The sequence below is a fragment of the Thioclava sp. FR2 genome, from assembly GCF_051200875.1.
In the GTDB taxonomy this organism is placed as follows: Bacteria; Pseudomonadota; Alphaproteobacteria; order Rhodobacterales; family Rhodobacteraceae; genus Pseudotabrizicola.
This window is the reverse complement of sequence record NZ_CP195191.1, coordinates 2,129,966-2,155,971: the sequence shown is the minus strand read 5'-3', so window position 1 is coordinate 2,155,971 and position 26,006 is coordinate 2,129,966. Positions and strand designations below refer to the sequence as shown.

37 protein-coding genes are annotated in these 26,006 nt (G+C 57.5%); 35 read left to right on the top strand and 2 right to left on the bottom strand.

The window, feature by feature from the left end:
* Positions 1-2 precede the first annotated feature (2 nt).
* The 26 genes from rplV to ACSBLW_RS10450 all read left to right on the top strand — a co-directional run bounded on the left by rplV (position 3) and on the right by ACSBLW_RS10450 (position 16,543).
* Positions 3-383, top strand: a complete 381-nt coding sequence (gene rplV / locus ACSBLW_RS10575) for a 50S ribosomal protein L22 (RefSeq protein ID WP_435256593.1) — start codon at positions 3-5, stop codon at positions 381-383.
* Positions 383-1,099 carry a 30S ribosomal protein S3 gene (gene rpsC / locus ACSBLW_RS10570; RefSeq protein ID WP_435256592.1) on the top strand — a complete coding sequence of 239 codons (717 nt, stop codon included), beginning with the start codon at positions 383-385 and terminating at the stop codon, positions 1,097-1,099. The genes rplV and rpsC overlap by 1 nt, the downstream gene beginning before the upstream one ends.
* Positions 1,100-1,113: 14 nt before the next feature.
* Positions 1,114-1,527: a 50S ribosomal protein L16 gene (gene rplP, locus ACSBLW_RS10565; RefSeq protein ID WP_435256591.1), complete on the top strand. Its 414-nt coding sequence runs from the start codon at positions 1,114-1,116 to the stop codon at positions 1,525-1,527.
* A gap of 93 nt (positions 1,528-1,620) precedes the next feature.
* Entirely contained in the window at positions 1,621-2,241 is a 621-nt protein-coding gene (locus tag ACSBLW_RS10560) for a TIGR02466 family protein (RefSeq protein WP_435256590.1), read from the top strand.
* Between the two features lie 47 nt (positions 2,242-2,288).
* Positions 2,289-3,167 (top strand): cobaltochelatase CobT-related protein, encoded by an 879-nt coding sequence (locus tag ACSBLW_RS10555; RefSeq protein ID WP_435256589.1) that lies wholly within the window; start codon positions 2,289-2,291, stop codon positions 3,165-3,167.
* 149 nt (positions 3,168-3,316) lie between these two features.
* Complete coding sequence (gene rpmC, locus ACSBLW_RS10550; RefSeq protein ID WP_435256588.1) at positions 3,317-3,517, top strand: 50S ribosomal protein L29; 201 nt, start codon at positions 3,317-3,319, stop codon at positions 3,515-3,517.
* Positions 3,518-3,530: 13 nt separating this feature from the next.
* Positions 3,531-3,764 (top strand): 30S ribosomal protein S17, encoded by a 234-nt coding sequence (gene rpsQ / locus ACSBLW_RS10545; RefSeq protein WP_435256587.1) that lies wholly within the window; start codon positions 3,531-3,533, stop codon positions 3,762-3,764.
* Between the two features lie 86 nt (positions 3,765-3,850).
* A complete protein-coding gene (gene rplN / locus ACSBLW_RS10540) occupies positions 3,851-4,219 on the top strand; it encodes a 50S ribosomal protein L14 (RefSeq protein ID WP_023666245.1) in 369 nt (122 codons plus the stop codon).
* Positions 4,219-4,524 (top strand): 50S ribosomal protein L24, encoded by a 306-nt coding sequence (gene rplX, locus ACSBLW_RS10535; RefSeq protein ID WP_435256586.1) that lies wholly within the window; start codon positions 4,219-4,221, stop codon positions 4,522-4,524. The genes rplN and rplX overlap by 1 nt, the downstream gene beginning before the upstream one ends.
* Positions 4,524-5,084, top strand: a complete 561-nt coding sequence (gene rplE / locus ACSBLW_RS10530) for a 50S ribosomal protein L5 (protein WP_435256585.1) — start codon at positions 4,524-4,526, stop codon at positions 5,082-5,084. The genes rplX and rplE overlap by 1 nt, the downstream gene beginning before the upstream one ends.
* 17 nt (positions 5,085-5,101) lie before the next feature.
* The gene (gene rpsN, locus ACSBLW_RS10525; protein ID WP_435256584.1) at positions 5,102-5,407 is read left to right on the top strand and encodes a 30S ribosomal protein S14; all 306 of its coding nucleotides are present in this window, start codon (positions 5,102-5,104) and stop codon (positions 5,405-5,407) included.
* Positions 5,408-5,418: 11 nt separating this feature from the next.
* Positions 5,419-5,817, top strand: a complete 399-nt coding sequence (gene rpsH, locus ACSBLW_RS10520; RefSeq protein ID WP_435256583.1) for a 30S ribosomal protein S8 — start codon at positions 5,419-5,421, stop codon at positions 5,815-5,817.
* Positions 5,818-5,827: 10 nt separating this feature from the next.
* Positions 5,828-6,361 carry a 50S ribosomal protein L6 gene (gene rplF, locus ACSBLW_RS10515; protein ID WP_435256582.1) on the top strand — a complete coding sequence of 178 codons (534 nt, stop codon included), beginning with the start codon at positions 5,828-5,830 and terminating at the stop codon, positions 6,359-6,361.
* 11 nt (positions 6,362-6,372) lie between these two features.
* Positions 6,373-6,732: a 50S ribosomal protein L18 gene (gene rplR, locus ACSBLW_RS10510; RefSeq protein WP_435256581.1), complete on the top strand. Its 360-nt coding sequence runs from the start codon at positions 6,373-6,375 to the stop codon at positions 6,730-6,732.
* Between the two features lie 113 nt (positions 6,733-6,845).
* Complete coding sequence (rpsE, locus tag ACSBLW_RS10505; RefSeq protein ID WP_435256580.1) at positions 6,846-7,406, top strand: 30S ribosomal protein S5; 561 nt, start codon at positions 6,846-6,848, stop codon at positions 7,404-7,406.
* A gap of 2 nt (positions 7,407-7,408) precedes the next feature.
* On the top strand, positions 7,409-7,600 hold the full coding sequence (rpmD, locus tag ACSBLW_RS10500; RefSeq protein ID WP_435256579.1) for a 50S ribosomal protein L30: 192 nt from the start codon (positions 7,409-7,411) through the stop codon (positions 7,598-7,600).
* Between the two features lie 102 nt (positions 7,601-7,702).
* A complete protein-coding gene (locus tag ACSBLW_RS10495; RefSeq protein WP_435256578.1) occupies positions 7,703-8,086 on the top strand; it encodes an ectoine synthase in 384 nt (127 codons plus the stop codon).
* Between the two features lie 285 nt (positions 8,087-8,371).
* A complete protein-coding gene (gene rplO, locus ACSBLW_RS10490; protein WP_435256577.1) occupies positions 8,372-8,842 on the top strand; it encodes a 50S ribosomal protein L15 in 471 nt (156 codons plus the stop codon).
* Between the two features lie 113 nt (positions 8,843-8,955).
* Positions 8,956-10,314: a preprotein translocase subunit SecY gene (secY, locus tag ACSBLW_RS10485; RefSeq protein WP_435256576.1), complete on the top strand. Its 1,359-nt coding sequence runs from the start codon at positions 8,956-8,958 to the stop codon at positions 10,312-10,314.
* 3 nt (positions 10,315-10,317) lie between these two features.
* Positions 10,318-10,902, top strand: coding sequence for an adenylate kinase (locus tag ACSBLW_RS10480; protein WP_435256575.1), 585 nt, complete (start codon positions 10,318-10,320; stop codon positions 10,900-10,902).
* 180 nt (positions 10,903-11,082) lie between these two features.
* Complete coding sequence (gene rpsM, locus ACSBLW_RS10475; RefSeq protein ID WP_435256574.1) at positions 11,083-11,451, top strand: 30S ribosomal protein S13; 369 nt, start codon at positions 11,083-11,085, stop codon at positions 11,449-11,451.
* Between the two features lie 15 nt (positions 11,452-11,466).
* Positions 11,467-11,859 carry a 30S ribosomal protein S11 gene (gene rpsK / locus ACSBLW_RS10470; RefSeq protein WP_435256573.1) on the top strand — a complete coding sequence of 131 codons (393 nt, stop codon included), beginning with the start codon at positions 11,467-11,469 and terminating at the stop codon, positions 11,857-11,859.
* Positions 11,860-11,979: 120 nt separating this feature from the next.
* Positions 11,980-12,996, top strand: coding sequence for a DNA-directed RNA polymerase subunit alpha (locus tag ACSBLW_RS10465; RefSeq protein WP_435256572.1), 1,017 nt, complete (start codon positions 11,980-11,982; stop codon positions 12,994-12,996).
* A gap of 134 nt (positions 12,997-13,130) precedes the next feature.
* Positions 13,131-13,544, top strand: a complete 414-nt coding sequence (rplQ, locus tag ACSBLW_RS10460) for a 50S ribosomal protein L17 (protein ID WP_435256571.1) — start codon at positions 13,131-13,133, stop codon at positions 13,542-13,544.
* A gap of 264 nt (positions 13,545-13,808) precedes the next feature.
* Entirely contained in the window at positions 13,809-15,188 is a 1,380-nt protein-coding gene (locus tag ACSBLW_RS10455) for a trypsin-like peptidase domain-containing protein (RefSeq protein ID WP_435256570.1), read from the top strand.
* 38 nt (positions 15,189-15,226) lie between these two features.
* Positions 15,227-16,543: a replication-associated recombination protein A gene (locus ACSBLW_RS10450; protein ID WP_435256569.1), complete on the top strand. Its 1,317-nt coding sequence runs from the start codon at positions 15,227-15,229 to the stop codon at positions 16,541-16,543.
* Here ACSBLW_RS10450 and ACSBLW_RS10445 read toward each other — a convergent pair.
* Complete coding sequence (locus ACSBLW_RS10445) at positions 16,540-17,418, bottom strand: hypothetical protein (protein ID WP_435256568.1); 879 nt, start codon at positions 17,416-17,418, stop codon at positions 16,540-16,542. The genes ACSBLW_RS10450 and ACSBLW_RS10445 overlap by 4 nt on opposite strands.
* A gap of 77 nt (positions 17,419-17,495) precedes the next feature.
* On the opposite strand from ACSBLW_RS10445, the gene crcB reads away from it, so the two are divergent.
* From crcB to ACSBLW_RS10400, 9 genes are all read left to right on the top strand, one after another.
* Positions 17,496-17,870, top strand: coding sequence for a fluoride efflux transporter CrcB (gene crcB, locus ACSBLW_RS10440; RefSeq protein WP_435256567.1), 375 nt, complete (start codon positions 17,496-17,498; stop codon positions 17,868-17,870).
* On the top strand, positions 17,867-18,913 hold the full coding sequence (locus ACSBLW_RS10435) for an RluA family pseudouridine synthase (protein ID WP_435256566.1): 1,047 nt from the start codon (positions 17,867-17,869) through the stop codon (positions 18,911-18,913). Before crcB ends, ACSBLW_RS10435 begins: the two co-directional genes overlap by 4 nt.
* Positions 18,910-19,617, top strand: a complete 708-nt coding sequence (locus tag ACSBLW_RS10430; RefSeq protein WP_435256565.1) for an ATP12 family chaperone protein — start codon at positions 18,910-18,912, stop codon at positions 19,615-19,617. Before ACSBLW_RS10435 ends, ACSBLW_RS10430 begins: the two co-directional genes overlap by 4 nt.
* Positions 19,618-19,860: 243 nt before the next feature.
* Positions 19,861-20,880 carry an amino acid ABC transporter substrate-binding protein gene (locus ACSBLW_RS10425; protein WP_435256564.1) on the top strand — a complete coding sequence of 340 codons (1,020 nt, stop codon included), beginning with the start codon at positions 19,861-19,863 and terminating at the stop codon, positions 20,878-20,880.
* Positions 20,881-21,015: 135 nt separating this feature from the next.
* Positions 21,016-22,269 (top strand): amino acid ABC transporter permease, encoded by a 1,254-nt coding sequence (locus ACSBLW_RS10420; protein WP_435256563.1) that lies wholly within the window; start codon positions 21,016-21,018, stop codon positions 22,267-22,269.
* Between the two features lies 1 nt (position 22,270).
* Entirely contained in the window at positions 22,271-23,581 is a 1,311-nt protein-coding gene (locus ACSBLW_RS10415; protein WP_435256562.1) for an amino acid ABC transporter permease, read from the top strand.
* An 11-nt stretch (positions 23,582-23,592) separates the two neighbouring features.
* Complete coding sequence (locus ACSBLW_RS10410) at positions 23,593-24,381, top strand: amino acid ABC transporter ATP-binding protein (RefSeq protein ID WP_435256561.1); 789 nt, start codon at positions 23,593-23,595, stop codon at positions 24,379-24,381.
* Positions 24,382-24,459: 78 nt separating this feature from the next.
* Positions 24,460-24,654, top strand: coding sequence for a glycosyltransferase (locus ACSBLW_RS10405; protein ID WP_435256560.1), 195 nt, complete (start codon positions 24,460-24,462; stop codon positions 24,652-24,654).
* A gap of 167 nt (positions 24,655-24,821) precedes the next feature.
* Positions 24,822-24,962, top strand: a complete 141-nt coding sequence (locus ACSBLW_RS10400; protein ID WP_435256559.1) for a hypothetical protein — start codon at positions 24,822-24,824, stop codon at positions 24,960-24,962.
* A gap of 7 nt (positions 24,963-24,969) precedes the next feature.
* Here the strand turns inward: ACSBLW_RS10400 and ACSBLW_RS10395 are convergent, their stop codons facing one another.
* On the bottom strand, positions 24,970-25,473 hold the full coding sequence (locus tag ACSBLW_RS10395) for a SixA phosphatase family protein (RefSeq protein WP_435256558.1): 504 nt from the start codon (positions 25,471-25,473) through the stop codon (positions 24,970-24,972).
* Between the last annotated feature and the right edge of the window lie 533 nt (positions 25,474-26,006).

Here is a 26,006-nt window from a genome sequence, read left to right as displayed (position 1 = left end):
CCATGGGTAAGGAAAAGAATCCGCGCCGCGTGGCGGACAACGAAGCAATGGCTGTCAGCCGCATGCTTCGCACCTCGCCGCAGAAACTGAACCTCGTTGCGGGCCTGATCCGCGGCAAGAAGGTTGAAAAGGCTCTGGCCGATCTGACCTTCTCGAAGCGCCGTATCGCTCAGGACGTCAAGAAGTGCCTTCAGTCGGCGATTGCTAACGCTGAAAACAACCATGGTCTGGACGTCGACAGCCTCGTCGTCGCAGAAGCATGGTGCGGCAAGAACCTCGTGATGAAGCGTGGACGTCCGCGTGCTCGCGGCCGTTTCGGCAAGATCATGAAGCCGTTCAGCGAAATCACCATCAAGGTGCGTCAGACCGGGGAGTCGGCATAATGGGACAGAAGGTTAACCCGATTGGGATGCGCCTCCAGGTCAACCGGACCTGGGACAGCCGTTGGTTCGCCGAGTCGAAAGACTACGGTAACCTGCTGCTGGAAGACCTCAAGATGCGCGAGTTCATCCACGAGGAAGCAAAGCAAGCCGGCATCAGCCGCGTGATCATCGAGCGTCCGCACAAGAAGTGCCGCGTCACGATCCACGCTGCCCGTCCGGGTGTGATCATCGGCAAGAAAGGCGCAGACATCGAAACCCTGCGCAAGAAGCTGTCCGCATTCACCTCGTCGGAACTGCACCTGAACATCGTCGAAGTCCGCAAGCCGGAACTGGACGCCCAGCTGGTGGCCGAGTCGATCGCCCAGCAGATGGAACGTCGCGTTTCCTTCCGTCGCGCCATGAAGCGCGGCGTGCAGAACGCGATGCGCATTGGTGCCCTCGGCATCCGTGTGAACGTCTCGGGCCGTCTGGGCGGCGCTGAAATCGCTCGTACCGAATGGTACCGCGAAGGCCGCGTTCCGCTGCACACCCTGCGCGCCGACATCGACTATGCGCTGTCGGAAGCCAAGACCCCCTACGGGATCATTGGCGTCAAGGTGTGGATCTTCAAAGGCGAGATCATGGAGCATGATCCCCAAGCCCGTGACCGCCGCTCGGCGGAAGCACAGGATGGGGCCGCTCCTCGCCAGCCGCGTCGCGACCGCGAACGCGCGTAAGGGAGTAGAGAGAGATGCTGCAACCGAAACGGACTAAGTTCCGCAAACAGCACAAGGGCCGTATCCATGGCGAAGCCAAGGGCGGATTCCTGCTGAACTTCGGCTCCTTCGCTCTGAAAGCGACCGAGCCGGAGCGTGTCACCGCGCGCCAGATCGAAGCTGCCCGTCGTGCGATCACCCGCCACATGAAGCGTCAGGGCCGCGTCTGGATCCGGATTTTCCCGGATCTGCCGGTCTCGGCCAAGCCCATCGAAGTACGTATGGGTAAAGGTAAGGGCTCGGTCGACCGTTGGGTCGCCAAGGTCAAGCCGGGCCGCATCATGTTCGAGATCGACGGCGTGTCGGAAACCATCGCCCGCGAAGCTCTGCGCCTTGGCGCCATGAAGCTGCCGGTCACCACCCGCGTCGTCGCTCGCGAAGACTGGTAAGGGTGGTGGGTTGAAAGCCCACGCTACACTAACGGCCCCCGCTGGAAACGGCGGGGGCTTTTTCAATCAAGCCCGTGAATTCCCGAGGATGCCATGCCCACCACCTCCCTTTTCGTGACCAAACTCTATCGTGCCAAGCTGAACGATCTGGCCAAGAAAAAGGTCGATTACGCGGAACTTGCGGCCACTTGCGATGCGATTGCCGAGGATGACGAGGCGGGGCAGGAATGGTGCGAGCGGGAAGGCTATCCGGGCTATACCTCTTACGCCTCGCTGGATGACCTGCCGTGGCGCATGCCGATCTTCAAGGCACTGGAGGCCGCGCTGGACAAACACGTTGCCGCCTTTTGTGACGAATTGGGCTTTGATCTGGGCGACAAAAAGCTGAAGTGCAATGCGCTCTGGATCAACATCCTGCCCGAAGGCGGGACCCATGCCAGCCACATCCACCCGCATTCGGTGATCTCTGGCACCACTTACGTGCAAATGCCGGAAGGCACGTCATCCTTGAAACTGGAAGACCCGCGCCTGCCCATGATGATGATGTCCCCCCTGCGCCGCAAAAACGTGGCCGAGGAACTGCGCCAATTCGTCTACGTTACCCCGGTCGTCGGCGATGTCCTTCTGTGGGAAAGCTGGCTGCGCCACGAGGTCCCGATGAATATGTCTGAAGGGGAACGGATCTCGGTCAGCTTCAATTATGGGTGGGAGTGAGATTTCGAGCTCGCCAACATTGGTGACGCCAGATTGGAGCATTGGCTGTGAAGTTCAACTGGCCCTGGAAGCGCGACGAGGACACATCGTCTTATCGGATATTCACCACAGAGTATGACGTGACGTGTACCGGGGACGAATTATGGAAAAATATGAACTCAGATCAGCGCGCAGCTTGGACCGATGTCTGTGCTGTCTACGAAAGCGAGTTTGCAGTCTACCGAAGCAAATCGTCGCTTCTCGGTGCAAAGTGGCTCGACAAACTCAAGTCGGACGGCCTAGCCGGCCCAGACCAAGTGGCGGTTGCGATCCTGATCGATCATTCGGGGTCGATGAAGGGCCAAAGAGCAGCAGTAGCGTGCCTTTTGACAGAATTGATCGCCGACTTCCTTCACCGGGTGGGCGTTGCTTACGAGATTCTTGGCTTTACCACCCATTCCTGGAAGGGAGGTAACTCAAGAAAGAAGTGGGTTTCAGTTGGACGCCGACCGAACCCTGGGCGTCTCGCGGACCTACTTCACATCATCTACCGCCATGCGACGGATTCCGTTCCGGGCGCTCCCTACGCAGTTCGCCATCTGCTCAGAAACGACCTACTGAAAGAAAACATCGATGGTGAAGCACTGTTCTGGGCTGGCCAGCGACTGATGGATCTCGGTCGGTCAAGAAACATTGTGATCATTGTCTCAGACGGCGCTCCCGTCGAAGACTCGACGCTCGACGCCAATCACCCAACCATCCTCTGGGATCATTTAAAGGCAGTGATTGCCGATCTTGAGGCAACGCCTGGGTTCAGCCTCATCGGAGTTGGCATAGACTACGACCTTTCAGCGCTCTATCCGACGAACTGTACTATAGATCGGCTTGACGGCATGGCCGAGGCTGTACTTCCCATCCTCGTCAGCGAACTCATACATCCCCGCTGAACTTCCCCCTTGCCCCCCGCCACCTTCCCCTCTATACGGGCGCATCTGCGGTTCCGGGGCGACTCGGGATCGTCGGTCTATCATTGATCCACCGGGTTCAGGGTGACCTCTTACGGGGCCCTCTGGTGATTGAAAAAAGGAAGAGGCGCATGAACGCCAAAGAACTGCACGGCAAGACGCCGGACCAGCTGCGTGATCAGCTTGTCGCTCTGAAAAAGGAAGCCTTCAACCTGCGCTTCCAAGCCGCCACGAACCAGCTTGAGAACACCGCCCGTATGCGCGCCGTCCGTCGTGACGCTGCTCGCGTGCTGACCGTTCTCAACCAAAAAGCTGCCGAAGCAGCGAAGTAAGAGGTCCATAGACATGCCCAAGCGTATCCTTCAAGGCGTCGTGACCTCGGACAAGAACGAACAGACCATCACGGTTCTGGTCGAGCGTCGCTTCAAGCACCCGCTGCTGCAAAAGACCGTTCGTAAGTCGAAGAAATATCGCGCTCACGACGAGAACAACCAGTTCAAGGTTGGTGACACTGTTCGTATCGAAGAGTGCGCGCCAATTTCGAAAACCAAGCGCTGGACGGTGGTTGTCGGGGCCTGATTGGCCCCTTCAGTCATTGTCTTGCGACAATCGAAACCCTGGGGCGGACACCTGCATGAACGTCCCCAAAGGTCGGGAGTAACCCTATGATCCAGATGCAGACCAATCTGGATGTTGCTGATAACTCCGGCGCTCGCCGAGTTCAGTGCATCAAGGTTCTGGGCGGTTCGCACCGCCGCTATGCATCCGTGGGCGACATCATCGTGGTGTCGGTCAAGGAAGCAATTCCGAAAGGCCGTGTGAAGAAGGGTGACGTGCGTAAAGCCGTCGTCGTTCGCACTGCCAAGGAAGTTCGTCGCGAAGACGGCACTTCGATCCGTTTTGACCGCAACGCTGCCGTCATCCTGAACAATCAGGGTGAACCGGTCGGCACGCGTATCTTCGGACCGGTTGTGCGCGAACTGCGCGCCAAGAACTTCATGAAGATCATCTCTTTGGCTCCGGAGGTGCTGTAATGGCTGCGAAACTCCGCAAAGGTGACTCGGTCGTCGTTCTGACCGGCAAAGACAAAGGCAAGAAGGGTGAGATCACCCAGGTTCTCCCATCGGAGAACAAGGCCATTGTCGACGGCGTGAACATGGCTATCCGTCACACCAAGCAATCCGCGACCTCGCAGGGCGGCCGTACGCCGAAGGCTATGCCGATCGACCTGTCGAACCTGTCGCTGATGGACAAGAACGGCAAGGCCACCCGCGTCGGCTTCCGCATGGAAGGTGACAAGAAGGTGCGTTTCGCCAAGACCACCGGGGAGGCGATCTGATGTTGGATCAAGCCACTTATACTCCGCGTCTGAAGGCAGTCTACGCTTCCACGATTCGCGCTGCGATGAAGGAAGAGTTCGCCTACAAGAACGACATGATGATCCCGAAGCTCGACAAGATCGTGCTGAACATGGGTGTTGGTGAAGCCGTCAAGGACACCAAGAAGGTCAAGCAAGCTGCTGAAGACCTGACCCAGATCGCCGGTCAGAAGGCTGTCGTCACCAAGGCCAAGAAGTCGATCGCCGGCTTCCGCGTCCGTGAAGAAATGCCGCTGGGCTGCAAGGTCACGCTCCGTGGCGACCGTATGTTCGAATTCCTCGACCGTCTGATCAACGTCGCTCTGCCCCGCGTCCGCGACTTCCGCGGCGTGAAAGGCACCTCGTTTGACGGCCGTGGCAACTATGCCATGGGCCTCAAGGAACACATCGTGTTCCCAGAGATCGACTTTGACAAGGTGGATGAAGTGCTGGGGATGGATATCATCATCTGCACCACCGCCAAGACCGACGCAGAAGCCAAGGCGCTGTTGAAGCATTTCAACATGCCCTTCACGTCGTAATCGCGAGGACCAGAGATATGGCTAAAAAATCCATGGTGAACCGCGAAGTGAAGCGCGCCAAGCTTGTCAAGCAGCATGCTGGCAAGCGCGCGGCACTGAAGGCGGTGATCGAAGACCAATCGAAGCCGATGGAAGAGCGTTTCCGCGCTACCCTGAAGCTGGCTGAAATGCCGCGCAACTCGTCGGCCACCCGGCTGCACAACCGTTGCCAGCTGACCGGCCGTCCGCATGCTTACTACCGTAAGCTCAAACTGTCGCGGATCATGCTGCGTGAACTGGCCTCGTTCGGTCAGATCCCGGGCATGGTCAAGTCGAGCTGGTAAGGAGAGCAGAGATGCCTGTGAACGATCCTATCGGCGATATGCTGACCCGTATCCGCAACGCCCAGCTGCGCGGCAAGTCCACCGTCATGACGCCGGCTTCGACGCTGCGCGCCCGCGTTTTGGACGTGCTGCTGTCGGAAGGCTACATCCGCGGCTATGAAAAGGCCTCGACCTCCAACGGTCAGGGCGAATTCACCATTTCGCTCAAGTACTACGAAGGCGAGCCTGTGATCCGCGAACTGAAGCGCGTGTCCAAGCCCGGCCGTCGTGTGTATATGGGCGTGAAGGACATCCCTTCGGTCCGTAACGGCCTTGGTGTGTCTATCGTCTCCACGCCGAAAGGCGTCATGTCCGATGCAGCAGCACGGTCCGCCAATGTTGGCGGCGAAGTGCTCTGCACCGTGTTCTAAGGAGGGTTTCATGTCTCGTATTGGGAAAAAACCCGTCGAGCTGGTCAAAGGCGTTTCCGCCACGATCAGCGGCCAGACCATCGAAGTGAAAGGCCCGAAAGGGACCCGTTCCTTCACCGCAACCGACGACGTCACCCTGTCGCTGGAAAACGACGCTGTGAAAGTGTCCCCCCGCGGGACCTCGAAGCGCGCTCGTCAGCAGTGGGGCATGGCACGGTCGATGGTCGAGAACCTGGTGATCGGCGTGACCACCGGCTTCAAGAAAGAACTGGAAATCCAGGGCGTGGGTTACCGCGCCGCGATGGCCGGCAACGTTCTGAAGCTCTCGCTCGGCTACTCTCACGAAGTGAACTTCGACGTGCCGAAAGGCGTGACCGTTGCAGTTCCGAAGCAGACTGAAATCGTTGTGGAAGGCATCGACCAGCAGCTCGTTGGTCAGGTTGCAGCGAACATCCGCGAATGGCGTCAGCCCGAGCCCTACAAGGGCAAGGGCATCCGCTACAAGGATGAGTACATCTTCCGCAAGGAAGGCAAGAAGAAGTAAGGGTAGCGACAATGGCGAACACAAAGAGAGACCTGTTCCTCAAGCGCCGCCTGCGCGTCCGGAACAAAATCAAGTCGATGGCCAACGGGCGTCTGCGCCTTTCGGTTCATCGGTCTTCCAAGAACATCAGCGTCCAGCTGATCGACGACGTGAAGGGGGTCACTGTGGCCGCCGCATCGTCGCTCGAAAAGGATCTGGGCGTCGTTGGCAAGAACAACGTCGAGGCTGCGGCCAAAGTCGGCGCTGCGATTGCAGAACGGGCCAAGCAGGCTGGGATCGAAGAGTGCTACTTCGACCGCGGCGGCTTCCTTTTCCACGGCAAGATCAAGGCTTTGGCCGATGCTGCCCGTGAAGGTGGTCTGAAGTTCTAATCCAGTGGGGAACGTACGCGTTCCCCCGATGATCCGGGGGCCTGCCCAGCGTAGGCCCACCAGGGTTGGTTCAAATCGGCGTGAAACCACGCCATTCACGAAAGGAATGCCCTATGGCAGAACGTGAAAACCGTCGGGAGCGTCGTAGCGAACAGCGCGAAGAGACCCCGGAATTCGCCGATCGTCTCGTTGCGATCAACCGTGTGTCGAAAACCGTGAAGGGTGGTAAGCGCTTCGGCTTTGCAGCTCTCGTCGTCGTGGGTGACCAGCGTGGTCGCGTCGGCTTCGGCAAGGGTAAGGCCAAGGAAGTGCCGGAAGCGATCCGCAAGGCAACGGAACAGGCCAAGCGCCAGATGATCCGCGTGCCGCTGAAAGACTCGCGCACTCTGCACCACGACCAGGAAGGCCGTCATGGCGCTGGCAAGGTTGTGATGCGGACGGCCGTCGCCGGTACCGGTATCATCGCCGGTGGTCCGATGCGCGCCGTTTTCGAAATGCTCGGTATTCAGGACGTTGTTGCGAAGTCGATCGGCTCGCAGAACCCCTACAACATGATCCGCGCCACTATCGACGGCCTCAAGAAAGAATCTTCGCCTCGCTCCGTGGCTTCGCGCCGCGGCAAGAAAGTGGCCGAGATCCTGAAGAAGCCCGAAGCTGAGACTGTGGAGGCTTGATCATGGCTAAGAAAACCATCGTCGTAAAGCAGGTGGCCTCGGCCGCCCGCCGCCCGGAAGTCCAGACCGCGACCCTGAAGGGTCTGGGCCTGAACAAGATGAACCGCACCCGTGAACTGGAAGATACCCCTTCGGTTCGCGGCATGGTCAACAAGATCCCGCATCTTGTGAAGATCATCGAAGAGCGCGGCTAAGGCTCTGCCTTATCTGATCGGAACGCCCCACTGGAAACAGTGGGGCGTTTTCTTTTTGGCGAAAGCGTCTAGGCTCAAGCGAAGAACAGCCGGAGCCCCCCAATGATCGTCCGTTCCCTCTCTGACATCCTGAACACCGCTGCCCATGTGAAGGGGGAGGCATTCGAATCTCGCCGAATCCTTCTGGCCAAGGATGGTCTTGGCTACTCGCTGCATGACACGATCTGCAAGGCAGGCTCCGCGCAGCGATTGGAATACAAGAACCATGTCGAGACCAACTATGTGATTGAAGGGCAGGGCAGCGTCGAAAACATCGCGACGGGAGAGCTTTTCGCCCTCGGTCCCGGCACGGTCTATGTGCTGGACCGTCACGAGGCGCATCTTTTGCGGGCAGAAACGGATATGCGTATCATCTGTGTCTTTACGCCAGCGCTGAACGGGCAGGAAAAACACGATGCCTCCGGCAGCTATCCGGCCGCGGGCTAAGGGCAATTTTCTTTCAAGAAAATTGCAAATTCCTTCGAAGGAATTTGGCACCAGCCGCGCCGTTTGGGTCTGAGTGTAAAGATTTGGTAAATCCCCGAGGGCAAGCCATTGATTTCGTTCGATCAAAAAAACGTCCCCGACGGGGACGCTGCAAGCAACTTGCGTTCTGGCCTGTCCTCCTGTATGCGCCCCCGGTGGCCAAGTCAGGCCACGAGAATCAACAAGAAATGCCGTGTTTGCCCCATCCGTCGCAGGTAGGGCAGTTCCGGCCAAGGAGATTGCGACATGAAACTGAATGAACTTCGCGACAACGAAGGTGCAGCCCGCAAGCAAAAGCGCGTCGCCCGCGGCCCGGGTTCGGGCAAGGGTAAGACCGCTGGCCGTGGTATCAAGGGTCAGAAGTCCCGCTCGGGCGTGGCTCTGGGTGGCTACGAAGGCGGCCAGATGCCGCTCTATCGCCGCCTGCCAAAGCGCGGCTTCAACAAGCCGAACGCCAAGCATTACGCCGTTGTCAACCTGGGCCTGATCGAGAAATTCATCGCTCTGGGCAAGCTGGACGCCAAGGCCGAGATCAACGAAGACGCACTGGTTGCTGCTGGCCTGACCTCGAACAAGCGTGACGGCATCCGCATCCTGAACAAGGGCGAAATCAAGTCGGCCGTGACCCTGGTCGTGACCGGCGCCTCGGCTGCTGCTGTCGAAGCCGTGAAAGCAGCTGGTGGTTCGATCACCGTTGCAGCGGTTGCGGCTGAGTAAAGCCAATTAAGGGATTGTGAGCCGTCGCAGGACGGCTTACATGAAACCCCATGTTTTCCCGCGCCGCCGACCGGAAAACGGTTTGGCGGCGCTGTCCATGAAAGAGACCCGACATGGCATCTGCTGCAGAGCAAATGGCCGCGAACCTCAGCTGGTCTGCCCTTGGCAAGGCAACTGACCTTCGCGCCCGTATCTTCTTTACCCTTGGCCTTTTGATCGTCTACCGCCTTGGCACCTATATTCCGGTGCCGGGAATCGACGGCGTTCAGCTGCGCGAGTTCATGGAAAGTGCCGGCGCCGGTCTGGGCGGCATCCTGAACATGTTCACCGGTGGCGCGATCAGCCGTATGGGGATCTTTGCCTTGGGCATCATGCCCTACATCTCGGCCTCGATCATCGTTCAGCTTTTGGCCAGCATGGTTCCCGCGTTGGAACAGCTGAAGAAAGAGGGCGAACAGGGCCGCAAGAAGATCAACCAGTACACCCGCTATGGCACCGTGTTTCTGGCCACCTTCCAGGCTTGGGGCATTGCGGTTTCGATCGAAGCCGGAGGCCTGGCGCATGATCCCGGCCTGTTCTTCAAGGCCGCCTGCGTGATCACCCTTGTCGGTGGCACCATGTTCCTGATGTGGCTGGGCGAACAGATTACCGCCCGCGGCATCGGCAACGGCATTTCCTTGATCATCTTCGTGGGCATCGTGGCCGAAATTCCGGCTGCTCTGGCCCAATTCCTCAGCCAAGGACGCTCGGGCGCAATCTCACCGGCTGTGATCGTTGGTGTGATTGTCATGGTCGTTGCTGTGATTGCCTTCGTGGTCTTCATGGAACGCGCCCTGCGCAAGATTCACATCCAGTATCCGCGTCGTCAGGTGGGGATGAAGGTCTATGACGGGGGCTCGTCGCACCTTCCGGTCAAGGTAAACCCGGCCGGCGTGATCCCCGCGATCTTCGCTTCTTCCCTTCTTCTTCTGCCGACGACCATTGCAACGTTCTCGCAGGCAAGCGCCGGCCCGATCATGTCGACGATCCTTGCCTACTTTGGCCCCGGTCAGCCGCTCTACTTGCTGTTCTTCACGGCAATGATCGTGTTCTTTACCTATTTCTACACCTACAACGTCGCCTTCAAGGTCGACGAAGTGGCTGAGAACTTGAAGAACCAGAACGGCTTTATCCCTGGGATCCGCCCCGGCAAGAAGACCGAGGAATATCTGGAATACGTCGTGACCCGCGTCATGGTTCTGGGGGCTGCATATCTGGCTGCGGTTTGCTTGCTGCCGGAAATCCTGCGTAGCCAGTTGGCCATTCCGTTCTACTTCGGCGGCACGTCGGTGCTGATCGTTGTGTCGGTGACGATGGATACGATCAACCAGGTTCAGTCGCACATGCTGGCGCACCAGTATGAAGGCCTGATCGAAAAGTCGCAGTTGCGTGGCAAGAAGCGCAGCGGCACCAAGGCTCCGTCGCGGCGTTAACCCATGACGAACATCATCCTTCTGGGACCGCCCGCAGCTGGCAAGGGCACGCAAGCAAAACGTCTGGTTGAAGGTCGTGGCATGGTCCAGCTTTCAACCGGAGACATGCTGCGCGAGGCAAAGACCAGCGGCACCGAAATGGGCAAGCGCGTGGCGGCGGTGATGGACCGTGGCGAGCTTGTCACCGATGAGATCGTCATTGGCCTGATCGAAGAAAAGCTGGAGCAGGGTGCCAAGGGAGGCTTCATCTTTGACGGCTTTCCACGGACACTGAAGCAGGCAGACGCTTTGGGCGAATTGTTGGCAAAAAAGGGTTTGTCGCTTGATGCCGTGATCGAATTGGTCGTGGATGACGCGGCGCTTGTGGGCCGCGTGGCCAAACGCGCCGAAGAAACCCGCGCGCAAGGTCTGCCCGTTCGTCAGGACGATACGCCAGAGGTTTTGGAACAGCGTCTTCGCGCCTATTACAAAAGCACTGCTCCTTTGGTCGGGTATTACTGGGCAACCAAAGATCTGATCCAGATTGATGGAATGGCGGACATTGACAGCGTTTCCGTGGCCATTGCGAAAATTCTTGACAAAGCTTAAATTCGTCGTGCCGCGCCCTTGACGGGCGTGGCATTTCCCCATAAAGCACGGCGTCCCGGAGCGGAATCGCTGTTCGGGCAACCTGCATTGCAGGATTCGTTCCAAAGGGATCATGTCCCTGAGGAGTTGTGAAAAAAGGTTCTGGCGCTACGGAACCGCAACCAAGAAAAGGACATACGCGTGGCACGTATTGCTGGCGTCAACATCCCGACCCAAAAGCGCGTTCCGATCGCGCTTCAGTATATCACCGGCATCGGTCAGAAGAACGCAGAAACCATCTGCGAAGCTCTGAACATTGATCGCGCTCGTCGCGTCAACCAGCTGTCGGACGCTGAAGTTCTGGCGATCCGCGAATACATCGACGCAAACTTCACCGTTGAGGGCGACCTGCGCCGTGAAGTTTCGATGAACATCAAGCGTCTGATGGATCTTGGCTGCTATCGCGGCCTGCGTCACCGTAAGAACCTTCCGGTTCGCGGTCAGCGCACCCATACCAACGCCCGCACCCGCAAGGGCCCGGCCAAGCCAATCGCTGGCAAGAAGAAGTAAGGGAGGGCATCAGATATGGCACGCGATACCAAAGTCCGCGCAAAGCGGAAGGAACGCAAAAACATCGCCGCTGGTGTGGCGCATGTGAACTCGTCGTTCAACAACACCAAGATCCTGATTTCGGACGTGCAAGGCAACGCCATTTCTTGGTCGTCGGCTGGCACCATGGGCTTCAAGGGTTCGCGTAAGTCGACCCCTTACGCCGCCCAGATGGCCGCCGAAGATGCTGGCCGCAAGGCTCAGGATCACGGCGTGAAGACGCTGGAAGTCGAAGTTCAGGGGCCTGGTTCGGGTCGTGAATCGGCACTGCGCGCTCTGGCTGCTGTTGGTTTCACGATCACCTCGATCCGCGACGTTACCCCGCTGGCGCACAACGGTTGCCGCCCGCCAAAGCGTCGCCGCGTCTAACGAGTATTCATTTTGGTCGGGCCGTGCGGAATCGCGCGGCCCGATTTCGGCATTCAAGGACCCTCGGGCGTCTTTCGGCTTTCTGGACATGGGCCGGACGACAAGAATGGAGGCGACAGCATGATCCATAAGAACTGGCAAGAACTCATCAAGCCGACGCAACTGGTTGTAAAGCCGGGTGCAGATCCGTCGCGCGTTGCGACCGTGATCGCCGAACCGCTGGAGCGCGGCTTTGGTCTGACCCTTGGCAACGCGCTGCGTCGCGTGCTGATGTCGAGCCTTCAGGGCGGTGCCATCACCAGCGTTCAGATCGATAACGTTCTGCACGAGTTCTCGTCCGTTGCTGGTGTTCGTGAAGACGTGACCGACATCGTTCTGAACCTGAAGGGCGTTGCCCTGAAGATGGAAGTCGAAGGGCCGAAGCGCCTGTCGATTTCGGCCAAGGGCCCGGGCGTTGTAACCGCTGGGGACATTTCGGAATCGAACGGCATTGAAGTTCTAAACAAGGACCACGTCATTTGCCACCTCGACGATGGTGCTGACGTGTTCATGGAACTGACCGTGAATACCGGCAAGGGCTACGTTTCGGCTGACAAGAACCGTCCGGAGGATGCGCCGATCGGCCTGATCCCGATCGACGCTATCTACTCCCCGGTCAAGAAAGTCAGCTACGAAGTGCAGCCGACCCGCGAAGGTCAGGTTCTGGACTATGACAAGCTGACCATGAAGATCGAAACCGACGGCTCGCTGACGCCGGATGACGCTGTGGCCTATGCTGCACGCATCCTGCAAGACCAGCTGTCGATCTTCGTCAACTTCGACGAACCGGAATCGGCCAAGGCTGGCGAGATCGACACCGGTCTGGAATTCAACCCGCTTCTGCTGAAGAAGGTTGACGAACTGGAATTGTCTGTCCGTTCGGCAAACTGCCTGAAGAACGACAACATCGTTTACATCGGCGATCTGATCCAGAAAACCGAAGCCGAGATGCTGCGCACCCCGAACTTCGGCCGGAAGTCCTTGAACGAGATCAAGGAAGTGCTCTCGGGCATGGGTCTGCACCTTGGCATGGAAGTCGAGGATTGGCCGCCAGAGAACATTGAAGATCTGGCCAAGCGCTTCGAAGACCAATTCTAAGAGTTAGGGGGGGGCGGCAACGCCCCCCAGAAATGCCCGGGAAAGCCGGGGACCATCTGGGCAATTCTGCCCCAACGACGCCGGACCCAACGCAGGTCCGGCAACACAAAGTAAAACGCGAATAGGAGATTCCCATGCGTCACGCCCGCGGATACCGCCGCCTGAACCGTACCCACGAACACCGCAAGGCGCTGTTCTCGAACATGGCCGGCTCGCTCATCGAGCATGAGCAGATCAAGACCACTCTGCCGAAAGCCAAGGAACTGCGTCCGGTGATCGAAAAGCTGATCACTCTGGCAAAGCGTGGCGACCTCCACGCCCGTCGTCAGGCGGCTGCTCAGCTGAAAGAAGACAAAGACGTTGCCAAGCTGTTTGAAGTGCTCGGCCCACGCTACAAGGACCGCGCTGGCGGCTACGTTCGCGTGCTCAAGGCCGGCTTCCGTTATGGCGACATGGCCCCGATGGCCATCATCGAGTTCGTCGACCGCGACCCGAACGCAAAGGGCGCTGCTGACAAGGCTCGTGAAGCTGCTGCTGACGCAGAATAATCAGGCCGTCACAGGCTGATGGAAAGCCCTGCCGCAAGGCGGGGTTTTTTCATTTTTGCTGTTTCTCTCAGCGGTAGCGTTTGAATGGTGGTTGCATCCATTTATCGTGCGCATCCACGTCAAACGCGACCCCAGAGCACTCGGACGAGGATTTGGGCGACATTCTGTTCTGATCTTCAGGTTTGGCAGCTTTTCATCGTCTTGGTTGCCTCTTTTGATGTTGGGTGATTATTTCGGTCAAATCAATGACCGCAAGAGAACGCCATGCGCCAAATGTTTGTCGCCCTAACAATTCTAGCCGCAACGACACTTTCGCTGGCCGCTGAAACACGGGTTCCTCAAACAACGGCAGAGCTTAGTTTGAGCTTTTCCCCCGTCGTAAAGAAGTCAGCGCCCGCTGTGGTGAACATTTACGCCACGGTCTTGGTCGAGGAACGTGTCAGCCCTTTTGCCGGCGATCCCTTTTTCGACCAGTTCTTTCAGGGTTTTTCCGAAGTTCAGCCCAGGCTTCAGAATTCGCTGGGCTCTGGGGTGATCGTGTCGCCTGATGGCATCGTCGTTTCGAATTTCCATGTTGTGGGGCAGGCAACAGAAATCAGGGTGGTGCTAGCGGACCGTCGAGAGTTCGCCGCCAGCGTCCTATTGGCGGATGAAGACTCTGATCTAGCGATCTTGCAGCTTAACGGTGCCGCCGATCTGCCCGCTCTTGAATTTCGGAACTCAGACGAAGTTGAGGTCGGCGATTTGGTTTTGGCCATCGGCAATCCCTTTGGGATTGGACAAACCGTTAGTTCTGGCATCGTTTCCGGTCTTGCGCGAAGCACCGTTGATCTTGGGCGCGGGTATTTTATCCAGACCGATGCCGCGATTAACCCCGGAAACTCTGGCGGAGCACTTGTTGACCTGAACGGTCAGCTTATTGGGATCAACACGGCTATTCTGACCCGATCTGGTGGATCAAATGGAATTGGTTTCGCCATTCCTTCCAATCTAGTGAAAACGGTCGTGTCGCAGGCAAAGGCGGGCGCCTCGCGCTTTATCCGTCCTTGGGCAGGGGTGACAGGGCAGTCCGTCGATGCGGCCTTGGCCGATGCCCTTGGGTTGCCACGACCTGACGGTGTGGTGCTGAGTGAAATCCATCCGGAAAGCCCTTTTGCCAAGGCTGGTCTGAAGGCCGGAAACGTCGTGCTTTCACTTGATGGTGCGCCCACGAACACACCTCAGGAAATGATCTTTCGGATGGCGGCGATCGGTGTCGGAAACACTGTGGTCGTGGATTACGTCACCGAGAACGGGCCAAATCGCGCGGAGGTGACTTTGATCGCTCCGCCCGATACCCCCGCGCGGAAGGCTGTCACCATCGTTGAAGATGTGGCCTTCCGTGGTCTGAGCGCGGCACAAATCAACCCTGCCGTTGCGTCGGAACTGGGGTTGTCCATGTCGAAATCAGGGGTGGTGGTTACTGCGGCCAAAGATATGGCGGCCCGCGTCGGCTTTCTGCCTGGGGATGTCATTCTGGGCGTGAATGGAAAAGCAATCACAACCACGGATGAGCTTTTGCGAGCCGCCACCGAGAACACCCGCCGTTGGGCAGTCGACCTTCTCCGCGGCGAACAGATATTGCGTTTGCGGTTCCGCCTGTGACCCTTTCCCTTGATGCGGTAGAGGCGTAGCCTTTCTTCATGGCCGACCTGTTCGACACTTCACCTGACGCCACGCCACGAACCGAGGGCCCCCGGCCTTTGGCCGATCGGTTGCGCCCAAAATCCCTTTCGGAGGTCATCGGGCAGGAACACGTTCTTGGCGCAGACGGACCACTGGGGGCAATGCTTGAGGCAAGAAGCCTGTCTTCCCTGATCCTGTGGGGGCCGCCCGGTGTTGGCAAGACAACAATAGCCCGGCTTTTGGCGCGTGAGACGGATTTGGCATTTGTCCAAATCAGCGCGATTTTCACTGGCGTCCCGGATTTGAAAAAGGTCTTCGAAGCCGCAAAGTTGCGCCGTCAGAACGGGCAGGGGACGCTTTTGTTCGTGGACGAAATCCACAGATTTAACAAAGCCCAGCAGGACAGTTTTCTTCCTCACATGGAAGATGGGACGATCTTGTTGGTTGGCGCAACGACCGAGAATCCTAGCTTTGAACTTAACGCCGCTGTTCTTTCCCGGTCGCAAGTGGTTGTGCTGGAGCGCCTGTCACTGGCCGATCTGGAGCGATTGACGCAGCGCGCGGAAAAGGAACTGGGTCGGAGTTTGCCGCTGACTGGTGAAGCCAGAGAAGCCTTGACCGAAATGGCGGACGGAGACGGCCGCGCACTGTTGAACCTGATTGAACAAGTGGCGGCTTGGAAAGTGGCCAAGCCTATCAGTCGGGACGAGTTAGCAACGCGCCTGATGCGCCGCGCGGCGAAATACGACAAATCTGGTGAGGAACATTACAACCTTATCAGCGCGCTTCATAAGTCTGTGCGCGGGTCCGATCCCGATGCGGCACTCTATTGGTTTGCTCGGATGCTGGAAGGTGGCGAGGATCCTAGGTTCTTGGCGCGCCGCATCACGCGGATGGCCGTCGAAGACATTGGTCTGGCCGATCCGCAGGCGCAAAGCCTGTGTATCGACGCTTGGGAAGCCTATGAGAGATTGGGAAGCCCCGAGGGGGAGTTGGCCTTGGCGCAGGCCGTCGTCTATCTGGCGCTCGCGCCCAAGTCGAATGCCGTCTATGTCGCGTACAAAGCCGCCCGTGCCGCAGCGCGCGACACCGGAAGCCTGATGCCGCCGCGGCACATCCTTAACGCTCCGACCAAGATGATGAAAGAGATCGGCTATGGTTCAGGCTATGCCTATGACCATGATGCCGAGGACGGATTTTCTGGGCAGAATTACTTTCCCGAAGGGATGCGGCGCCCAGTTTACTATCTCCCGCCAGAGCGGGGCTTTGAACGAGAGTTGAAAAAGCGGGTCGAGTATTTCGCAAAGCTTCGTGCAAAGCGTCAAGCTGACTAAAGCCAAGGCGTCAGAAGCGAGCGCAGCCGGGCAAGTTGCGCAGCCTTGATTTGCGTCAGGTCGATGGGTTTTGGCGACCAGTCCACATCCTCGAAGAACGGTTCTAAATGGATTGGGATCAGCTTGCCCATAAAGCTGAACCGTTCGTCCCAGTCGCGTCGAATTACAATAACCGGAATTCCTGCTGCCATGCAGGGTGCTGCGACATGGTGCAACGGGGTTACCACCATGCGCGCCGTCTGGTGATAATCGTGAAGCAGGGCCTGCGCCACTTTTTCCTGCTCATCCATTTGGTCCGGCGACAAAGGCCAAGTCACTACCTCTCGTCGCTGCGAGATGAAGTCGGCCCGCATCAACAGGTGACGAGGCATCTTCTTTAACGCAACGCCGGGTAGGGCACCCGACCCGCTTCCGTGAACAATCAGAATGCGTCTGTGTTTTGGCGTAACCGAGCGTTGGGGGAGACTGAACGTCAGGCATCCAGTTACATCTGCTTCAATGCCTTCTGCCCTCAACAGAATGGCAGTATGTTCATCTCGACACCCAATTACGCCCTGCCCAAACAGATGCGATCTTACAGCCGACATAGCCGCTTGTCGGGCCTGAAATCCAATGAAAAGAGGTGTGATTTTGGGCGAAAGAGGGAAGTGCCAGTCGTAGAAGCATCCATTCATTGGAAGAACGACTGGGGGGCCATCATAGGTGGCAAGCGTATCGCGATCGACGCGAAGAATGCGTTCGTCTGGTATGCCAAGCGTCCGGTAAAGGTGACGCACGGCCAAACTCTGCATATTGTCGCCGATGTTGGCGGAAAATGCCCCGCGCTCGTCTATGGCGGACCGCGCCCCTGCAAAACCGGAGTAGGAAAATCCCATCACGCAAAAATACAAGCCAGCCCCCTTGTTTTCTTGCCGTTATTGACAAAGGACGCTTGGCGGGTCAAGGAAACCCCATGTTCCTGACACTTTCACAAGTGGCCCTTGGTGGGGCCCTGGGCGCGACGATGCGCTATCTGACCAATGTGGGCGTAATGCGCACCCTTGGTCCGGGCTTTCCCTTTTCAACGATGATCGTGAATGTCGCGGGATCGTTCTTGATGGGCTTCCTTGTCGTCCTAATGGCGAAAAAAGGGGGCAATGCGTTTGCGCCTTTTGTGCTGACCGGATTGCTCGGGGGGTTCACCACCTTCTCTGCATTCTCGCTGGACGCCTTGACCTTGTGGGAACGGGGCGAGGCGCCGCTTGCATTTGCCTATGTCGCCGGATCCGTCTTTCTCTCCCTTGCCGCAATCGCGGCAGGCCTCTTCGTTGCGAGAACCCTGATATGAGCGCCGTGAAACTTTTGACTGTCTCCGAAGATGAAGGTGAACAGCGTCTGGACAAATGGTTCAAGCGCCGCTTCCCTCATGTCACGCAGGGAGCCGTTGAGAAAATGTGCCGAACAGGGCAAGTGCGCGTCGATGGCGGGCGTGCAAAGGCTTCTGATCGTGTGATTCCTGGCCAGGTGATCCGCGTGCCACCTCTGCCGGACGTCGATTCACCCAGCCGTCCGCGCCCTGACGGGGTAAATCCGGCAGATGCAAAGATGATTCAGGACGCAGTTCTTTTTAAAGACGAACACCTGATCGTGCTGAACAAGCCTGCGGGGCTTCCCAGTCAAGGCGGATCGGGCCAAGGCGACCGTCATGTGGACGGCCTGACCGAGGCTTTGAAGTTCGGCTATAAGGATCGGCCCAAGCTTGTGCATCGTTTGGACAAAGATACCTCTGGCCTCCTGATGCTTGCCCGTACGGATCGTGTTGCACGCGCCTTGTCAGAGGCGCTTCGTCATCGCGAAGCACGCAAGATTTATTGGGCTGTTGTTGCCGGTGTGCCCAACCCAAGAAAAGGAAGCATTAAATACGCGCTGATGAAGGCGCCCGGCCGTGGTCGCGGCGGCGAAGGCGAAAAGATGATGTGCATTCACCCCGCGAAAGTTTCGGAATTCCCCGACGCAAAACGGGCACAGACGGACTTTTTCACACTTTGGTTCCTTGGCAATCGCTTGTCTTGGATGGCTCTTGAACCCGTTACAGGCCGTACACACCAGCTTCGCGCCCATATGGCCGAACTCGGGCACCCCATTCTTGGGGACGGGAAGTATGGAGGCGGTGAGCAAGACAACAAGGGTGACGGTTGGGGGGCCGGCATTGGCGGTGATCTTTCAAAAAAATTGCACCTTCATGCCCGCAGCCTGACCATTGAGCATCCGATCACCAAAAAGATCATGACCTTTACCGCCCCTTTGCCGGACCACATGGCTCGGACTTGGAAACTGTTGGATTGGAATGAGAACGATGTCCCAGCTGACCCGTTCGAGGTCTTCAAATGAGCGGATGGAAGGCTAAGCGGTTTTGGAAGGCCGCAACGACTGAAGCTTGCGACGGTGGATTTACGGTTCGGCTTGATGGTCGTCCGGTAAAGACGCCTGCAAAGAGCCTATTGATGGTGCCAACGCAAGGCATGGCAGAGGCGATCGCAGCAGAGTGGGATGAGCAGCAAGGCGTTATTCGGCCTGACACAATGCCGATTACGCGATTTGCAAACTCTGCCATCGACAAGGTCGGTCCATTGTTCGATGCCGTGGTCGACGAAGTTTCAGGTTTTGGCAGCTCAGATCTGCTCTGTTATCGGGCCGAAACGCCAATGGAGCTGGTTGCACGGCAAGCGGCAGACTGGGATCCCCTGTTGGATTGGATCAAGCAGGCAGCTGATGCACCTTTGAACTTGACGGCAGGCGTCATACCGATCGCTCAACCCGAGGACAGCCTTAATCGACTGCGGTCTTTGGTCGCTGAGGAAGACCGCTTTCGTCTTGCAGCTTTGCACGACCTCGTTGCCATCACCGGTTCATTGATTTTGGGACTGGCCGTAGCCCGCAGACGGCTCAGCGCAGATCAAGCCTTCCAGATCAGTCGAATCGACGAACATTGGCAGGCCGAACTCTGGGGGGAGGATGAGGAAGCCGCAGAGATTGAAGCGCTCAAGCGCAAGGCCATCGGGGAAGCCGAGCGATTCTACAAATTGTGCGGGTAACAATCCTCCACTTTTTCTCGCTAACATGTTTTAGAAATTACGCAGTGACGCGAAATCGAATGCGAATTGCATAGTTTTTCGTCAAATTCCTCAGACCGACTTGACCTTTCAAACCGCTTCGGAGGAAACTGCCCAGACTGGAGGGGAGGCTCACTTCCTACAGGACCGCTCCCAAGTGCTGTTTTCGGCGCGGGGCACAAAAAAAACGCCGGTCAAATACCGGCAACTCAGGATGAGGTAAGAATGAAAAAATCCGTATTCCTCGGCACCCTCGCAGCCACCGCGCTGATCGCAGGTGCTGCTGCTGCTCAGACCACGCTCGAGACCGTCAAGGCTCGTGGCGAACTGAACTGCGGCGTGAACACCGGTCTGGTCGGCTTTGCCGCTCCGGACGCAAACGGCAACTGGCAGGGCTTTGACGTCGCCATTTGTAAAGCTGTTGCCGCGGCTGTTCTGGGTGATGCGTCCAAAGTCGTCTATATCCCGACCACCAGCTCGGATCGTTTCGAGCAGCTGACTTCGGGCAAGATCGACTTGCTGTCGCGTAACACCACTTGGACCTACTCGCGTGACAACGACCTGAAGATGGACTTCGTCGGCGTGAACTACTACGACGGTCAGGGCTTCATGGTTCGCAAGGATCTTGGCGTTTCTTCGGCCAAAGAACTTGATGGCGCAACCATCTGCATTCAGACCGGCACCACCACCGAACTCAACCTCGCCGACTACTTCAAGGCGAACAACATGAGCTACACGGCGGTTCCGATCGAAACCAACGCTGAAGGCGAACAGCAGTACATTGCTGGTGCATGCGACGCCTACACCACCGACGCTTCTGGCCTTGCAGCCACGCGAGCCGCTTTCGCTGATCCGGAAAACCACATCATCCTTCCGGAAATCATTTCGAAAGAACCGCTCGGGCCGGCAGTGCGCCACGGCGACAACCAGTGGGGCGACATCGTGATGTGGACGCTCAACGCCCTTATCGCGGCGGAAGAGTTTGGCATCACTTCGGCCAACATTGATGAACTGGCAACTTCTTCGCAGAACCCGGAAGTTCAGCGCCTGCTTGGCGCGTCGGATGATCTGGGCGCTATGATGGGCCTGGAGAAAGAATGGGCTAAGCGCGCCATCAAGGCTTCGGGCAACTATGGCGAGATCTTCGAAGCTACCATCGGTTCGGCTACGCCAATCGGTCTGGCTCGCGGTCTGAACGCGCAGTGGACCCAAGGCGGTCTGCTCTACACTCCGCCCTTCCGCTAAGGGCTACTGAAAGAGGGCGCGCCTTAGCGGGCGCGCCCTTCTCGTTACAGCGAACAGGGTGCCGCAAGGAACAGAGCAACGACTCTGGCTGACAAGGACAAAGTCCAGCAGCATGCGGATATCAGGGGAAAATTCATGGCCGTCATCACGGATGAACCGAAAGCGGGCTTTCGGCTCTCGATGCTCATTTACGATACTCGGTATCGTTCCATCACGATCCAGATCGTGGTTCTTCTTCTCTTCATGGCTGGCGCTGCCTGGCTGATTGACAACTTGCTGCGCAATCTGGCTTCGCTGGGTCGCGGCGTAGATTTCAGCTTTCTTTGGGCGCGGTCTGGCTATGACATCAACCAGACATTGGTTGAATACACAAACGACTCGACTCATGCCCGTGCATGGCTGGTCGGCCTTCTGAACACTATCCTTGTGGCGTTCTTGGGGTGCATTGCAGCAACGCTCGTCGGCGTTGTCGCCGGTGTTTTACGGCTTTCGAACAATTGGGTCGTTGCTCGCCTGATGACGGTCTATGTGGAAACCTTCCGCAACATCCCGTTGTTGCTTTGGATCCTGATGATCTACGCGATCTTCACCGAAGTTCTCCCTGCCCCGAACGCTTTCCGGGGCGAGAACGCAACATCGACCATGTCGCTGTTTGGGACGACGGCCTTTACAAACCGTTACACGGCTATTCCGTGGGTTCTCTTCGATAATTCGATGGGCTGGCTGAACCTTGGTTTTATCCAGATCAGCATCGACTTTACCTTGGTTGTTGCCGCGATCGTTGGAGGGTTCTTTCTGAACCGCGCCCTGATCGCGCGAGCGAACCGGATCCAGGAAACGACAGGACAACGTCCGGCAACGTGGTGGCAATCCCTTCTGTCGCTGTTCGGCCCGATCACTGCAGTCTTCTTTCTACTTGGCGGGCACTTTGAACTGCCAGAATTGAAGGGCTTTAACTTCACCGGCGGAATTCAGGTATCTAACTCGCTGGTCGCTCTGTGGCTGGCTCTGACCCTTTATACCGGTGCATTCATCGCGGAAATCGTGCGCGGCGGTATCAATGCAATCAGCCGTGGTCAGACCGAGGCATCTTTCGCCCTTGGCCTGCGCCCCAACCGCACCATGAACCTTGTAATCCTTCCACAGGCCTTGCGGGTGATCATCCCGCCGCTGATTTCGCAATATCTCAACCTGACCAAGAACTCGTCTCTGGCGATCGCAGTTGGTTACATGGATGTACGCGGTACACTTGGCGGGATCACGCTAAACCAGACAGGACGCGGTCTGGAAGCCATGCTGCTGTTGATGCTGACCTACCTGCTGATCAGTCTGACGATCTCGGGTGCGATGAACATCTACAACCGCAGCGTCAAACTGAAGGAGCGTTGAGATGAGCAAATCCCCCGCTTTCTTCGTCCGCAAGGACATGCTGCCACAACTGCCTCCGCCGGCCAGCCAACAAGGCGCGGTCAAATGGGCACGAGAGAACTTGTTCTCAAGCCCTCTGAACGCCTTCTTGACCTTGATGGGCCTCGCTGCCGTGGTCTTTTTGGTCATCGAGTTCACGCCTTGGTTCCTGCATTCCGTGTGGAATGCAAAATCCTTGGCCGAGTGCCGTGAAATTATCGCGGCGACTTGGGGTGAAGGCGCCAATGGGGCCTGCTGGGCTGTGATCAAGGAACGTTGGCCGCAATATCTGTTCGGCTTCTACCCTTCGCATCTTTACTGGCGACCGGTCCTTGCTTTTGCACTGATGTTCGTTGCCTTGGCTCCGATCCTGTTCTCATCGGTGCCGCGCCAGGTGCTGTGGTTCTCATTGCTTTACCCGGCAATCGGCTACCTGTTGCTTTGGGGTGGGTCAGTGTGGATCCCGGTTGTGGCCTTGGCAGGCTTTGCGATCGGATTTGTCGCCGCCCGGATCATTCACCCGATCGGAGGAGCTATCCCGGCGACAATCTCCGCCGTCGTGCTTCCCGTCATTTGGTGGGTGTTTTTGGCAGGTGTCGCGGCGGATCTGCTGCAAAGCGTCGTTCCGCTGGGGCTCGAAGCCGTCCGCTCGCGCGAATTTGGCGGCTTTGTTTTGGCCTTCACGATCGGTGTAACGGGCATCGTCTTCTCGCTTCCCTTGGGCATTATGCTGGCCTTGGGGCGCCAGTCAGACATGTTCATCGTGAACAAGCTGTCCGTGGGCTTCATCGAGTTCATTCGCGGTGTTCCTCTGATTACGCTTTTGTTCACGGCGTCGCTTCTGCTGAACTACTTCCTGCCGCCGGGCACCGATTTCGACATTATCCTCCGGGTCATCATCATGGTGACGCTGTTTGCCGCTGCCTACATTGCCGAGGTTATCCGCGGTGGTCTGGCAGCCCTTCCCAAAGGCCAGTATGAGGCAGCCGATGCGCTTGGCCTTGACTACTGGAAGGCAACGCGGCTGATCATCATGCCGCAGGCATTGAAGATCTCGATCCCTGGCATCGTGTCCACCTTCATCGGGCTGTTCAAGGATACTACTCTGGTGGTGTTCGTGGGCTTGCTTGACCCGCTGAAAGGGATCACCGACGCAGTTCGCGCAACGACGGATTGGAAGGGTATCTATTGGGAACCTTACATCTTTGTCGGTGCCATCTTCTTCATCATCTGTTTCAGCATGTCGCGCTATTCGATGTATCTCGAGCGCAAGCTGAAGACTGACCATCGCTAAGGAGCCGGAAAATGTCCGAAGCTATTACGCGCGAAATCGACCGCAGCCACATGCAAGTCAGCGACGACGTGGCAATACAGATCACCAATATGAACAAGTGGTACGGCCAGTTCCACGTTCTGCGGGATATCAACCTGACCGTGAACCGGGGTGAGCGTATCGTCATTGCCGGGCCTTCTGGTTCGGGCAAGTCAACGATGATCCGCTGCATCAACCGTCTGGAAGAGCATCAGTCGGGCAAAATTGTTGTGGATGGAATTGAGCTGACTTCAGACCTCAAGAACATCGACAAGGTGCGTTCCGAAGTCGGAATGGTGTTCCAGCACTTCAACCTGTTCCCGCATCTGACGATCATGGAGAACCTCACTCTCGCCCCGATCTGGGTTCGTAAGACCCCAAAGAAAGAGGCTGAACAGGTTGCAATGCATTATCTGGAAAAGGTGAAGATCCCGGAACAGGCCCACAAATATCCGGGTCAGCTTTCGGGTGGTCAGCAGCAACGTGTTGCGATTGCTCGCTCGCTTTGCATGAAGCCGCGTATCATGCTGTTTGACGAACCGACCTCGGCTCTTGATCCTGAAATGATCAAAGAAGTGCTCGACACGATGATTGAGCTTGCCGAAGAGGGTATGACGATGCTTTGCGTGACGCATGAGATGGGCTTTGCCCAAGCCGTGGCAAACCGCGTGATCTTCATGGACCAAGGTCAGATCGTTGAGCAGAACGAGCCTAAGGAGTTCTTCAACAACCCGCAAAGCGAGCGGACGAAGCTTTTCCTAAGCCAGATTCTGGGCCACTGACGCCATTAAGCGCATGGTGAATGGCACTGTGAACGCTGTGCCATTCACCCCAACCCTGGTGCCCAAAGGTTTGCAGCATTGAGCATTCCGATCATTGGCCTGTGCCGGTTTTCGTTTCTGGGTCGGGGCGATTGGGCCGCGTGGCGGGATGCGCCTCTGGGTGAGGAGAACGCAAAGCGTGCGGAATTGGCTGCGTCACTATATGCGCCGGACCGCGTAGAACAGCGACCATGGACGCTTGAGAATCTCCTTTTACCTTCGCTGCGATCATAGTCGATCAACCAATTCATTCGTTGGGGGCGACCGCCTTGATAGAGCGCCCAGACAAAACGATTTACCGTTTTGGTCACTTTGGGTCGCAGTGTCGCTTTCCAGCATTTCTGGGTTGGGCGGCCCCTGGTTTTCTGGCGTTAAAGACAGATGGGCACGACTCTGCGCCCATGACGCAGAACCGCCTTCCAAAAGGGTTCAAGCAGGTCGGTATGGACAATGCCGAGAAGATAATGGCAAAGGGACTGCCCTTCGTTGATCTTCCCGCACTGGCAGGCTGGCTGGAAAGTCAAATGCCCGCCTATGACTAAACCAAGATCAGGCGACGATCTCGCGCGGGATGATGAAGTCGTCAACCGTGCCAGAGCCGAAGGTTACATCCTTCCAGTCCTCGACGGCGAAGTCGGCGACCAGCGTTGCGCCGGTCGGATAGCGCATGAATTCCGGATTTGCCGGGGCTTTGGCAACCAATTTAGCCGCGAAATCGGCTATGCCGGGATTGTGGCCGATCATCATGACCACATCACCTTTCGCATGCCGCAGAACGGCCAGCATGACATCGGCCCCTGCGTGGTATAGGGCTGGCTTCAATTCCAGTTCCGGCGCCCCTGGTAGAGCTGGGGCAATGCCAGAAAAGGTCTTGCGTGTTCGCAAGGAATCGGAACAAAGGACCAGATCCGGCACATAACCCCGACTGGCCAGCCACTGCCCGAGATCAGCGGCGGCAGCCTTTCCCCGTTCATTCAAGGGGCGGTCATGATCGGGGGTCAGCGGGTCATCCCAGCTTGATTTCGCATGCCGCGTCAGGATCAGCCTTTTCATTCCCACTCCCCAGTTTTCTCGGGCGGTTATTCCGCCCTGTGGAATCGGCTCATGTGATAGGCCGACTGTTCGGGAAGTCTTGCATAGGCCTGTGACACCGGGCAAGCGCGTCGAACATGGCAGCCAGCAGACAGGCATTCTTCTCCGGACGCCGTATCCAAGAAAAGGTGACATTTCGGAACGTCATATGCTTGTTGCGTAAGGGCTTTGGCCGGACACGCGCTAAGGCATGGTTGGGAGCAATCTAGACATGGTATCTTTGACGAAGTCGAGTGGATCACCTCCTTCAAAACCAGTGCGCCCCGAAAGCTGACCATCAGACCCTGTTTTGCGTGAACCAGCAACTGAACGGGGCTGCGCCACACTTGCCCAGTACGAAGAGCCCAACTGTAAAATGGATGATAGGGCGCAGCGCCAAACGGAAAGACCGCCTGTCCATCAAACTTGTCTGCAATTTCGTCCAACACGCGCCTCGACCAGCGGTCGATTGGGTCTGGTGTGCCGTCTTGCCACTCTTGTTGCCCTGTGAAATG